We start from the raw sequence: 11,152 nt of genomic DNA, 5'->3' as shown, positions 1-11,152 counted from the left end.
GGCAGTTGAATGCCGCCTTTTTGGTGAACCGGGAAAATGCCAAGCGAGCCGATCGCCACGCAAAACGCCAATGGGTCAAACCCAGATGAGCGCAATGCAGGACGATTAGTCGTTCTTCGTCTTGACGACTTTCTTGCCGCGATAGTAGCCGTTCGGGCTGATGTGGTGACGCAGATGCACTTCACCCGTGCTCGGCTCAACAGCCAGCGGCGCTGCGTTGAGGAAATCGTGCGAGCGGTGCATGCCGCGCTTCGACGGCGACTTCTTGTTTTGTTGAACTGCCATGATAACTCCTGAAAATTTTCCGAATTCTAACACAGCCCGACGCGGCAACCGCCATAGGGCGCGTGGGTGAAACCATCGCGTCCGGCGCGCCCTGTCGCGCTCCCATGCAACTGTTAGTGCTTCTTGCCGCCCTGTCCGCCCGACTTCAGGCCTTCTAGCGCCGCAAACGGGTTCGGCCGGCCGGGCTCTTCGCCCTCTTCGGCAGCACCCTCTGCGTCTTCGCCTTCCGAGCCGTCAGCGCCCGACGTGAGACTCTCGTGCACTTCAGGACAGACGTCGTGCTTGGGCACGAGCGGCAACGAAAGCAGCAATTCCTCTTCGATCAAGTCGACAAGATCGAACTGGCGTGACCCAACGATCACATCGACTTCATCCTCGTCGAGAGGAAACTCTTCAGCTTCCTCTTCCGTATTGACGATCCGGTAAGTCGCATCGACGTTGAACGCCTGCTCATACGGAGACAGGCAACGCTGACATTCGAGCCATGCGGCGCCATGAATCGCGAGCCTCAGATAAGGCTGCGGACCCTCGGTGCCGTCGTCCTGCAATTCCGGCTGCGTCGTCCCTTCGGCTTGCCAGGTGAACGCCGTGTCGCGGTCTGGCGCTTCCTCGGGGACTTCGTTTAACATGCGCGGCAGTTGCGAGACGCGCACGCTACCCGCGGCTTGACGTCCACTGCGGGCAAATTCGAACAGGTCGAGTGCGCGCGGGTCGACGAGACCAGCAGGTTTGCCAGGATGTTGAGTCATGTGCGCTCCTGCGTCGGCAAGGGTTTCAGCCGCAAGGTTTCAGCCGGTTTATCGCCATGCTTTGTGTGAATTGGGGCTGAAATGACGTCTTTACGCGTCCATCCAGCGCGCCATTTGGCAAAGCATGCCGATGAAAAGCCCAAAATCATATCCGTTTTGTCTTTTCGAGTCAAACACTTAAGGCCGGGTACGCGAACGCGTTCGTGCCGCGCCTTTCTGCCGCCATTTTCAGCTTCCGATCAAGGTTATTTTTCAGCATGCCGGATTCCTCCCAACGCCCGCCCCGCCTGATTCTGGCGTCGAGTTCGCCGTATCGGCGCGAACTGCTCGAACGTCTGCGCGCGCCATTCGATGTCGCCGTGCCCGCCGTCGACGAAACACCGCTGACAGGCGAATCACCCGAAGCCACCGCGCTGCGCCTCGCACAGGCGAAAGCGCGCGCCGTGGCCGCCGGCCTCTCGGGCGGCGAGCGAGCGCTCGTCATCGGCTCGGATCAGGTCGCGACGTACGACGGGCAGCAGATCGGCAAGCCCGGCACGCACGAAAAAGCGCTCGCTCAGTTGCAGGACATGCGCGGCCGCGAAGTGCTGTTTCACAGCGGGCTTTGTCTGCTCGACAGTCATTCGGGTGATGCGCAGTGCGTCGATGTCGTCACACGCGTGCGTTTTCGCAATCTGCCCGATGCTGCGCTTGACGCATATCTGCGCACCGAAACGCCTTACGACTGCGCCGGCAGTGCGAAAGCCGAAGGGCTCGGCATCGCCCTGCTCGACGCGATCGAATCCGACGATCCGACCGCGCTGATTGGCTTGCCGTTGATCGCGCTCACGCGCATGCTGCTCGCCGCGGGTTATCCGCTGCTGGAGGCACGATGAGCGGCGCTCTTTATCTGATTCCGAACACGCTGGGCGACGGCGACGCCGCCGCGCTCGACGCCGTTCTGCCCGCTCCCGTTCGCGCCCGCGCGGCCTCCCTGCACTATTACATTGGCGAAAACGCGAAAACGACGCGTGCGTTTCTGAAGAAAGTGGGCACCGAACGGCCGATTCAGGAAATCGAGATCCGCGAGTTGAACGTCAATACGCCCGCCGGGGAAATCGACAAACTGCTGGCACCCGTGCTAGCCGGGACGGATGCCGGACTCGTGTCGGAAGCGGGATGCCCGGCCGTCGCCGACCCGGGCGCGCTGCTCGTGCGCCGCGCCCATGAGCGCGGCGTGAAGGTGGTGCCCTTCGTCGGACCCAGCTCGATCCTGCTCGCGCTGATGGCGTCCGGGTTGAACGGCCAGAGCTTCGCGTTTCACGGCTATCTTCCCGTTGACGCCAATGAGCGCGCAAAACGGCTGCGCGAACTCGAGCAGCAATCGCGCAAAAACCGCCAGACGCAGATTTTCATCGAGACGCCGTACCGCAACCGCGCGCTGCTCGACACGCTGATCGCGACCTGCGCCCCGTCAACGCTGGTTTGTGTCGCCGTCGATCTGACACTGGAAAGCGAGACCATCGTGAGCCGGGCGGTTTCCGACTGGAAAAAGAAGCCCGCGCCGGATCTGCATAAACGACCCGCGATTTTTCTGATCCTGGCAACCTGAAGCCCCGACAAGCGACGAGCCGAACCCGGCCGTCGCACCACAGTCACGGACGCTTATCGCAAGTTCAGTTTACCGATCGTCGCCATGGCGCGCACCGCGCCGCTGCCGACCGCCGCACCGAATTTCCGCGCGACGCGGTCGGTGATGCTTTCCTTGACTGTGTAGTCGACCACGTCGGGAGCCTTGATGATTTCTCGCGCGACGTAGTCGGTGTCGCCGAAGCCGTCCGCGAGACCCAACTGGACGCTTTTCTCTCCCGTCCAGAAAAGGCCCGAGAAGATTTCGGGAGATTCCTGCAACCGCTTCCCGCGGCCCTGCTTTACGGCATCGATGAATTGCGCGTGGATCTCGTCGAGCATGGATTGGGCATGCGCGTCCATCTTCGGCGTATCGGGCGAGAATGGATCGTAAAAACCCTTGTTCTCGCCGGAAGTCCGCATCCGCCGCTGGATGCCGAGCTTATCCATGAGACCCGTGAACCCGAAACCATCCATCAGCACGCCGATAGAGCCGACGATGCTCGCCTTATCGACGTAAATTTTATCGGCTGCCGCCGCCGCGTAATAGCCACCTGACGCGCACATGTCGCCGACTACGACGTAAAGCGGAATTGCCGGGTATTTGGCGCGCAATCGACGGATTTCGCGGTAGATAATGCCGGCCTGAACGGGGCTTCCGCCCGGACTGTTGCACCGCAGGACAACGCCCGCGGTGCCCGCGTCGTCAAACGCGCTTGCAAGCGCTGCGTCGATATCCTCGGCGTTCGCGTTGGTTTCGGCGGCGATCTCGCCGTCAAGTGTCACAAGCGCCGTATGCCGGCCACCCGTCGCGACCTTCTCGCCGCTGAAATCGAGGGCGGCCCATGCGATTCCAATCAGCACGACGAGAAATACAAACCGGAAGAAAATCCGCCACCGCCGCGCAGCCCGCTGCTCGTTGATCGCGGCCAACGCTATCCGCTCGAGCGCGGCCCGCTCCCAGTTTGGCTCGGTGGACGATGCGCGGCTCGTGGCGGCCGGTTCCTGCGGATCGGGAGTCAATTTATCGGACATGCGGTGCCGCCAGGCTGAACGAGGTTTGTCGAAGTAATGCTGGGATATCAGGCAGATGCTGGACGGAGATCGCCGTCTGGAAGCCAGAACACAGCGCGGCCGTCAGGCGTGTCGCGCTCGTCGACGTGAACGGGCCGGAGCCGGCCGCCGCGACACGGACCGCCGACGCATTTGCCCGTATCCGGCGAGTAAATCGCGCCATGTGTAGCGCACATCAAGTATAAACCGGACGATTCGAAGAACTGTCCTTCGTTCCAGTCCAGTTCCATCGGAACATGCGCGCAACGGTTCAGATAACCGTACGCGACGCCGTCATATCGCACGAAAAACACGACCGCGTCGCCGCCGGCATAGGTGGCATTGCGCCGAACGCCCATGCCGCCGTCGACGAGTTCTTCTGATGCGCAGATGCGCACGGCCTCCAGCGCGGCGTCCGTCATGCGTGCTCCCGCAGCCAGCCCGATAACGTCGAGATGCTGTCCGCGACGTACTTCGGCTCGAGCGCCACGAGCGAATTGGCGGGATGCGCGCCATACGTGACGCCGATGCCCGACACGCCCGCGTTGATCGCCATCTGCAGATCATGCGTGGTGTCGCCGATCATCACCGTGCGCGCCGGATCTTGCCCCAGTTCGCGTGTCAGTTCGTGCAGCATGGCGGGATGAGGTTTCGAGAACGTTTCATCAGCGCAGCGCGTACCGTCGAAAAGGCTCGTGAGCCGCACCTGGTCTAGCGCGCGATTCAGGCCGACGCGGCTCTTGCCCGTCGCGATCGCGAGCAGGTAGCCCTGGTCGCGCAGATCGGCGAGCATTTCGCGCACGCCCGAAAACAGCTCGGTCGTCTGATCCTTCACCAGATAGTGAAAGCGATAGCGCTCGGCGAGACGCGGATAGTCGGCGGGATCGAGTGTCGGGGCGGCGATCTGCAGCGCGTCGCGCAAGCCGAGGCCGATGACGAAACTGGCGGCCTCGTCGGCGGGTACGGGCAGGCCCAGGTCGCGGCAGGCCGCCTGGATGCTGCGCGTGATATGGACCGTCGAGTCCATCAACGTACCGTCCCAATCGAAGACGATCAGATCAAATTGCTGTCGAGCCATGCGTTCCCGTCTCGGTTTGTGGTTGTGCGTCCTGCTGCGTGCCTTGCTGCGTAACCTGAGCGCCGCCTTGCGACTCCCGCGAATGGCGGGCCATATCGGCCAGTTGCACGACGAAGCGCCGGCAATCCGCCGGCAACGGCGCCTCGACCTGCAGCGTCTCGCCCGTGGACGGATGCGTGAGTTTCAGCCGGTGGGCGTGCAGAAACATGCGCTTGAGCCCCGGCTGCGCGTTCGCGCGCGCCAAGGCCTTGTTTAGCGCGAAGTCGCCGTATTTCGCATCGCCGACGATGGGAAGCCCCAGATGCGCCAGATGAACACGGATCTGATGGGTCCGGCCCGTTTTCAGTTCCGCTTCGAGCAGCGCGTACTCGGGCCAGCGGTCGACGAGGTTGAAAACGGTGTGCGATGGCAAGCCGTCCGGCTGCACGCGCACGCGCCGCTCGCCGTCGGGCAGCAGGTACTTGTGAAGCGGCTCCTTCACTGCGCGCCGACGGCCCCAATCGCTCGCCCATTGCCCATGTACGCAGGCGAAATAGCGCTTGTCCATGCGATTCTCGCGAATCTGCTCATGCAGGTTGACGAGGGCCGAGCGCTTTTTAGCCAGCATCAGCACGCCCGACGTCTCCCGGTCCAGCCGATGCACGAGTTCCAGGAACTTCGCCTGCGGACGCGCCGCCCGCAGTTGTTCGATCACGCCGAATGCGACGCCGCTGCCGCCGTGCACGGCGACGCCCGCCGGCTTGTCGATGATGAGCAGGTGCTCGTCCTCATACAAAATGTCGAAGTGCGCAGACGGCACATTCGCGGCGGCCGGTTCATCCGACTGCGCCACGCGGATGGGCGGCACGCGCACGAGATCGCCGAGGGCGAGCCGGTACTGGGCATCGACCCGCCCTTTGTTCACGCGGACTTCGCCGCTACGCAGAATCCTGTAAATGTGACTTTTCGGCACGCCCTTACAGACGCGCAACAGAAAGTTGTCGATGCGCTGGCCGGCCGCGCTATCGTCGATTTCGATCATCGACACTTGGGCGCCACCGATCGAATTCTGGGATGTTTTGCCTAACTCTTTCATTCTGAATATAATTTGCCCAGCAGTCTGCGGCAGCCGACCATATAGGATTGGCGCATTAAACCGAATCGCGGGCGGATTGCGCAGGCGCAAGCGATAAAACGCTATTTTACTTGCGCCGGGGGCTGGTTGCTCGCCCTGAAAATGAGATGCAACAAGTTGCACGCACAGTGCGCGACACGGCAGGGACGGCGCCCACAGGCACGTTCGGTCAGAGTCGGCACCGTCGGTAACGGAATGTTGGTTAAAAAGAATTTGACTGGCGAGCTTCGGCAAGGACAGTTTTCATGTCCTTTTGGCGCGAAGCGGCCGGTGGCGAAAATACGGCGTGCGCCCGAGGCGTCCCGCGGAAAGTGCGGGACATGGCGACGTCAAAATGATGCGAGACACCCCCGAGCGGGACAGGCGCGCGTTGTGAGCGAGCTTTCCCGCTGCGGCAAGACCGCGGCTTTCGAACCCGTCCGGACGCGCGCCCAGCTGGCGCGGCAGCGCACGTGGACGAAGGCCTATGCAAGTCGGCTGCCAGGACCCGCGGCGTGTCGGGCCATTATTTGAAGCCGTGTTCGCATGTGCCCTGCGGCAGCGCGTCCATTTTCTTTCGGACGGCGCCCATTCAAGGCAATTCTCCCGCCATCTTTCCTGCTCCAGCGTGCCCGTGAAAACACAATAAGGCGCGGCATGCCGCTGCCCTTTCCGCCGGCCGGGTTTGTTCCCGTGCGCTGTCGGCGGGGACAGACCAAAGCCGCTCTGGAGCCGTTCAATGAAACGCATGTTGTTCAATGCGACGCAGCAGGAAGAACTGCGCGTCGCCATCGTCGATGGGCAGAAGCTCATCGACATCGACATCGAAACCGCCGGGCGCGAACAGCGCAAAGGCAATATCTACAAGGGGATCGTGACGCGCATCGAGCCGTCGCTCGAAGCCTGCTTCGTCAACTACGGTGAGGACCGCCACGGTTTTCTCCCGTTCAAGGAAGTCGCCCGCCAGTACTTCCGCGAAGGCGTCGACATGCGCTCGGCGCGCATCCAGGACGCCCTCAAGGAAGGCCAGGAACTGATCGTTCAGGTCGAGAAGGAAGAACGCGGCAACAAGGGCGCGGCCCTCACCACGTTCATCTCGCTCGCCGGCCGCTACCTCGTGCTGATGCCGAATAATCCGCGCGGCGGCGGCGTGTCGCGCCGGATTGAGGGCGACGACCGCCAGGAACTGCGCGAAACCATGTCGCAGCTGCAATTGCCGGAAGGCATGAGCATCATCGCGCGCACGGCGGGCATCGGCCGCAGCGCCGAAGAGCTGCAGTGGGACCTGAACTACCTGATGCAGCTGTGGCGCGCGATCGAAGCCGCGTCGCAAAGCGGCTCGCAAGGTCAGCCGATGCTGATCTATCTCGAATCGAGCCTCGTGATCCGCGCGATTCGCGACTATTTCCAGCCGGACATCGGCGAAATCCTGATCGACACCACGGAAATCCATGACCAGGCGCGCGCCTTCATGGACATCGTGATGCCGGACAATGTCAACAAGGTGAAGCGGTATCACGACGACGTGCCGCTGTTCTCGCGTTTTCAGATCGAGCACCAGATCGAGACGGCGTACTCGCGCACGGTGCCGCTGCCGTCGGGCGGCGCGATCGTGATCGACCATACGGAAGCATTGGTCGCCATCGACGTGAACTCGGCGCGCGCCACCAAGGGCGCCGACATCGAGGAAACGGCCACGCGCACGAACCTCGAAGCCGCCGACGAAGTCGCGCGCCAGCTGCGTCTGCGCGACCTGGGCGGCCTGATCGTGATCGACTTCATCGACATGGAGTCGGCCAAGAGCCAGCGCGAAGTCGAGCAGCGCCTGAAAGACGCGCTCAAGCACGATCGCGCGCGCGTCCAGATGGGCAAGATTTCGCGCTTCGGCCTGATGGAACTGTCGCGCCAGCGTCTACGCCCGGCGCTGTCGGAAGGCAGCCATGTAACCTGCCCGCGCTGTAACGGCACGGGTCATATTCGCGATACCGAATCGTCCGCGCTGCAAGTGCTGCGGATCATTCAGGAAGAAGCGATGAAGGAAAACACGGCAGCCATCCACTGCCAGGTGCCCGTCGAGGTCACCGCTTTCCTGCTGAACGAAAAGCGCTCGGAAATCAACAAGATCGAGTCGCGCTTCAAGGTCAACGTCGTGCTGGTGCCGAACAAGCACCTCGACACGCCGCATTACAAGCTCGAGCGTCTGCGCCACGACGACGCGCGCCTGGACGATCCGCGCGCCTCGTGGAAGATGGCCGAAGAAGCGGCCCGCGAACTGGAATCGGAAACGGGCTACAGCAAGCGCACTGAAGACGTGAAGCCGAAGCAGGAAGCGGCTGTGAAGGGCATCACGCCCGAGAAGCCGGCGCCGAGCGCGCCTGTGCGCACGCCGGCACCCGCTGCTGCTCCCGTCGAAGTCAAACCCGCGACGGGCGGTTTCATCGGCTGGCTGAAGGGTCTGTTCGGCATGCAGCCGGCCGCTCCCGTTCCCGCACCGGCGCCCGTCGAAAAACCGGCGAAGCCCGCCGCACGCGGTGAGCGTGCCGAGCGCGGCGAACGTCCGGGCGAGCGCGGCGGCGATCGCAACCGCAACCGTCGCAACGGCGCAGGTGGCCGCGATGCGGCGGCACGCGGCGAAGGCGCGGCAACGCAAGGCCGTCAGGACAAGCCGGCGCAACGCGGCGAGCGTCAGGAACGCGAACCGCGCGAAGCACGTGAACCGCGCGGTGGCCGCGAGCAGCGCGAACCGCGCGAGGCACGCGAGACGCGACCGGAACGCGTCGAGCGCGGTCAGGGACAGGAGCGTGCAGACCGCGCCGAAACCGCCGAAGCGACACGCGGCGAGCGTCAGGATCGTCCGGAACGCGGCGAACGCCGTGAGCGTGGTGAGCGCGGCGAGCGTCGCAAGCAACAGCCGGAGGCGGCCGAAGCACTGAACCAGAACGACGCGACGGCGGATGTCGCTGCGCAGGCGCAAGCCAGTCTGGTCGGTGGCGCGGCGCCCGAGGAAGCGCGTGACGGCGAAGAGCGTCGCCGTCGCCGTCGTGGCCGCCGCGGTGGCCGTCGCGAGCGCGAAGAGGAAGGCGTGAACGTCAACACGGCCGCGGATGTCGCGGAAGCGGAAGGCGAAACGGCTGCTGCCGCATCGGCGGAAGCACCCGTGCGCGCGCCGGAACACACCGGGCGTCACGAAGCGCAGCCGCAGGCCGCTCAGCCCGTCCCGGCAGAAAGCGCGCCGGAGCACGCACAAGCCGTGAAGCCGGTCGAAGTCGTCGTGGCAGCCGTCGCGACGGGTGAAGCCGTGATCGGCGAGTTGCACGCATCGGCCGAAACACCGGCGCTGGCCGTGGAAAAGGCCGCGAAGGCTGAGGCCATCGTGCCGGTGGAAGAAGCGCCCGCCGCGCCGCAAGCGCCGCAGTCGCCGACACGACGCCGGTCGAGCCGGCAGCTTTCGAGCCGGCACCCGCCGCGCCGCAAGCCGCTGCGCCCGTAGCTGCCGACGAGCCCGCGTTCGAAGCGCCCGCCCAGGTTCAAACGGCGGCGGCAGCGCCTGCTGCCGAATTGCCCGCCGACGTCGCAGTCGAAGCGGCGGAACAGCCGGTCGCACGGGCACCCGAGGCGCAAGCGCAGGCGGCAGCGGAAGCGGCCCCTGTCGCGGCCCAATCGGCCGACGTCGAGCCGGCTCCGGCGGAACCCGTCGTCGCCCAGCCCGCCGTGGAAGCCGTGTACACACAGCCCGCGCCCGAACCGGCAGCACCAGACGCGCCCGCAGTCGAGCCGAAGCCCGTCTACACGAACGGCGCGGCACCGGCTCGCCAATCGGCGGAATCGCTGAAGTCGATGCTCGAAACGGCCGGTCTCGTCTGGGTCAACACCGATGCCGACAAGCTGCGCGCCGCGCAGGAAGCCGCTTCGCAAGCCGTGCGGCCCGCCCGCGTGCCGCGCGAGCGCAAGGCCCTGCCGCCCGCCGATACGACCCCGATGCAGCAGGTCGAAACCGTCAAGCATCCGCAGTAAGCGGTTGCTAACATGACCTGAGCGGTAACGTCCGGCATCCCGAAAAGCCCGCCCTCCAAGGCGGGCTTTTTGTTATCGGAGGCCGCGCGTTCGCCCCTACTGTGATGGCGAAGGCCTTCCGCTAGAATGAAGTCTGATATCCCAAATATGTGACCATGTCCCGACGCATCATTCCTGTCGCCGATCTCAGCGCCGTACCGAGCATCGCCGGTCCGGTGCGCACGCCGCGCGGTGAACTGACCGATACGCTGTCGCGTCCGCTGCGCGATTTGCGCATTTCGGTCACGGACCGCTGCAACTTCCGCTGCGTCTACTGCATGCCGCGCTCCGTGTTCGACAAGGACTACTCGTTCCTGCCGCACAGCGCGTTGCTGACGTTCGAGGAAATCGAGCGCATCGCGGGCATTTTCATCGCGCATGGCGTCGAGAAAATCCGTCTGACGGGCGGCGAGCCGCTCTTGCGCAAGAACCTCGAGTTCCTGATCGAACGGCTCGCGCGGATGACGACGGCCTCGGGCAAGCCGCTCGATCTGACGCTCACCACCAACGGCTCGATTCTCGCCCGCAAGGCGCAGAGCCTGAAAAACGCCGGGCTGAACCGCGTCACCGTGAGCCTGGACGCGCTCGACGATGCGCTATTTCGCCGCATGAACGACGCCGATTTCGCGGTTCGCGACGTGCTGGAAGGCATCGAGGTCGCGCAGGCGGTGGGACTCGCGCCGCTGAAGGTCAACATGGTCGTCAAGCGCGGCACGAACGACAGCGAAATCGTGCCGATGGCGCGCCATTTCAGGAACTCCGGCGTGGTGCTGCGGTTCATCGAATATATGGATGTCGGTACGTCGAACGGCTGGAACATGACGGAAGTGCTGCCGTCGGCGGAAGTCGTCGCGCGCATCGGCGAGCACTTCCCGCTGCTGCCGCTGGAGGCGCACAGTGCCGCCGAAACGGCGCAGCGCTGGGGCTACGCGGACGGCGGCGGCGAGGTCGGCGTGATTTCGAGCGTGACGCGGGCGTTCTGCGGCGACTGCACGCGCGCGCGTCTGTCGACGGAAGGCAAGCTGTACCTGTGCCTGTTCGCGTCATCGGGCCACGATCTGCGCGCGCTCGTGCGCGACGGCACAAGCGACGCCGGCATCGCCACCGCCATCGCCAACATCTGGCACGCGCGCGGCGACCGCTATTCTCAATTGCGCGGCAGCGGTCGCACGGCATCCACGGCGACCTCGGAAGAGCGGCGCGTCGAGATGTCGTACATCGGCGGCTGAGGCC

At 64.4% G+C, this 11,152-nt stretch carries 9 protein-coding genes and 1 pseudogene; 4 read left to right on the top strand and 6 right to left on the bottom strand.

Annotation, left to right across the window (positions count from 1 at the left end; all coding sequences use genetic code 11):
- Positions 1-105 precede the first annotated feature (105 nt).
- Entirely contained in the window at positions 106-285 is a 180-nt protein-coding gene (gene rpmF, locus H3V53_RS17335; protein WP_012400235.1) for a 50S ribosomal protein L32, read from the bottom strand.
- A gap of 113 nt (positions 286-398) precedes the next feature.
- Positions 399-1,034 (bottom strand): DUF177 domain-containing protein, encoded by a 636-nt coding sequence (locus H3V53_RS17330; protein WP_336598989.1) that lies wholly within the window; start codon positions 1,032-1,034, stop codon positions 399-401.
- A 257-nt stretch (positions 1,035-1,291) separates the two neighbouring features.
- Here H3V53_RS17330 and H3V53_RS17325 point away from each other — a divergent pair, with 257 nt between their 5' ends.
- Positions 1,292-1,909: a Maf-like protein gene (locus tag H3V53_RS17325; protein WP_336598988.1), complete on the top strand. Its 618-nt coding sequence runs from the start codon at positions 1,292-1,294 to the stop codon at positions 1,907-1,909.
- Positions 1,906-2,625, top strand: coding sequence for an SAM-dependent methyltransferase (locus H3V53_RS17320; protein WP_336598987.1), 720 nt, complete (start codon positions 1,906-1,908; stop codon positions 2,623-2,625). The genes H3V53_RS17325 and H3V53_RS17320 overlap by 4 nt, the downstream gene beginning before the upstream one ends.
- Before the next feature lie 53 nt (positions 2,626-2,678).
- On the opposite strand, the gene H3V53_RS17315 is transcribed toward H3V53_RS17320, so the two are convergent.
- Genes H3V53_RS17315 through rluC form a run of 4 tightly spaced genes read right to left on the bottom strand, consistent with a single transcriptional unit; the run spans position 2,679 to position 5,848 of the window.
- Positions 2,679-3,677, bottom strand: a complete 999-nt coding sequence (locus H3V53_RS17315; protein ID WP_336598986.1) for a S49 family peptidase — start codon at positions 3,675-3,677, stop codon at positions 2,679-2,681.
- A 47-nt stretch (positions 3,678-3,724) separates the two neighbouring features.
- Positions 3,725-4,117: a Rieske (2Fe-2S) protein gene (locus tag H3V53_RS17310; RefSeq protein ID WP_336598985.1), complete on the bottom strand. Its 393-nt coding sequence runs from the start codon at positions 4,115-4,117 to the stop codon at positions 3,725-3,727.
- A complete protein-coding gene (locus H3V53_RS17305; RefSeq protein WP_336598984.1) occupies positions 4,114-4,773 on the bottom strand; it encodes an HAD-IA family hydrolase in 660 nt (219 codons plus the stop codon). Before H3V53_RS17305 ends, H3V53_RS17310 begins: the two co-directional genes overlap by 4 nt.
- Positions 4,754-5,848 (bottom strand): 23S rRNA pseudouridine(955/2504/2580) synthase RluC, encoded by a 1,095-nt coding sequence (gene rluC, locus H3V53_RS17300; RefSeq protein WP_336599053.1) that lies wholly within the window; start codon positions 5,846-5,848, stop codon positions 4,754-4,756. The genes H3V53_RS17305 and rluC overlap by 20 nt, the downstream gene beginning before the upstream one ends.
- Before the next feature lie 757 nt (positions 5,849-6,605).
- On the opposite strand from rluC, the pseudogene H3V53_RS17295 reads away from it, so the two are divergent.
- Both H3V53_RS17295 and moaA read left to right on the top strand, forming a co-directional pair.
- Positions 6,606-9,880 (top strand): annotated as a pseudogene (locus H3V53_RS17295) (Rne/Rng family ribonuclease).
- Positions 9,881-10,035: 155 nt separating this feature from the next.
- Positions 10,036-11,148: a GTP 3',8-cyclase MoaA gene (moaA, locus tag H3V53_RS17290; protein WP_336598983.1), complete on the top strand. Its 1,113-nt coding sequence runs from the start codon at positions 10,036-10,038 to the stop codon at positions 11,146-11,148.
- The last annotated feature ends 4 nt before the right edge of the window (positions 11,149-11,152 follow it).

The sequence above is a fragment of the Paraburkholderia bengalensis genome, assembly GCF_037126505.1.
Taxonomy (GTDB): domain Bacteria; phylum Pseudomonadota; class Gammaproteobacteria; order Burkholderiales; family Burkholderiaceae; genus Paraburkholderia; species Paraburkholderia bengalensis.
The sequence above is the reverse complement of the archived record's forward strand: the minus strand, read 5'-3'. Positions and strand labels throughout refer to the sequence as shown.

What these genes read in the sequence shown, in the direction of transcription:
- rluC (WP_336599053.1), bottom strand. Translation starts at nt 5,848, where the DNA reads ATGAAAGAGTTAGGCAAAACATCCCAGAATTCGATCGGTGGCGCCCAA.
- H3V53_RS17305 (WP_336598984.1), bottom strand. Translation starts at nt 4,773, where the DNA reads ATGGCTCGACAGCAATTTGATCTGATCGTCTTCGATTGGGACGGTACG.
- H3V53_RS17325 (WP_336598988.1), top strand. Translation starts at nt 1,292, where the DNA reads ATGCCGGATTCCTCCCAACGCCCGCCCCGCCTGATTCTGGCGTCGAGT.
- moaA (WP_336598983.1), top strand. Translation starts at nt 10,036, where the DNA reads ATGTCCCGACGCATCATTCCTGTCGCCGATCTCAGCGCCGTACCGAGC.
- H3V53_RS17330 (WP_336598989.1), bottom strand. Translation starts at nt 1,034, where the DNA reads ATGACTCAACATCCTGGCAAACCTGCTGGTCTCGTCGACCCGCGCGCA.
- rpmF (WP_012400235.1), bottom strand. Translation starts at nt 285, where the DNA reads ATGGCAGTTCAACAAAACAAGAAGTCGCCGTCGAAGCGCGGCATGCAC.
- H3V53_RS17315 (WP_336598986.1), bottom strand. Translation starts at nt 3,677, where the DNA reads ATGTCCGATAAATTGACTCCCGATCCGCAGGAACCGGCCGCCACGAGC.
- H3V53_RS17320 (WP_336598987.1), top strand. Translation starts at nt 1,906, where the DNA reads ATGAGCGGCGCTCTTTATCTGATTCCGAACACGCTGGGCGACGGCGAC.
- H3V53_RS17310 (WP_336598985.1), bottom strand. Translation starts at nt 4,117, where the DNA reads ATGACGGACGCCGCGCTGGAGGCCGTGCGCATCTGCGCATCAGAAGAA.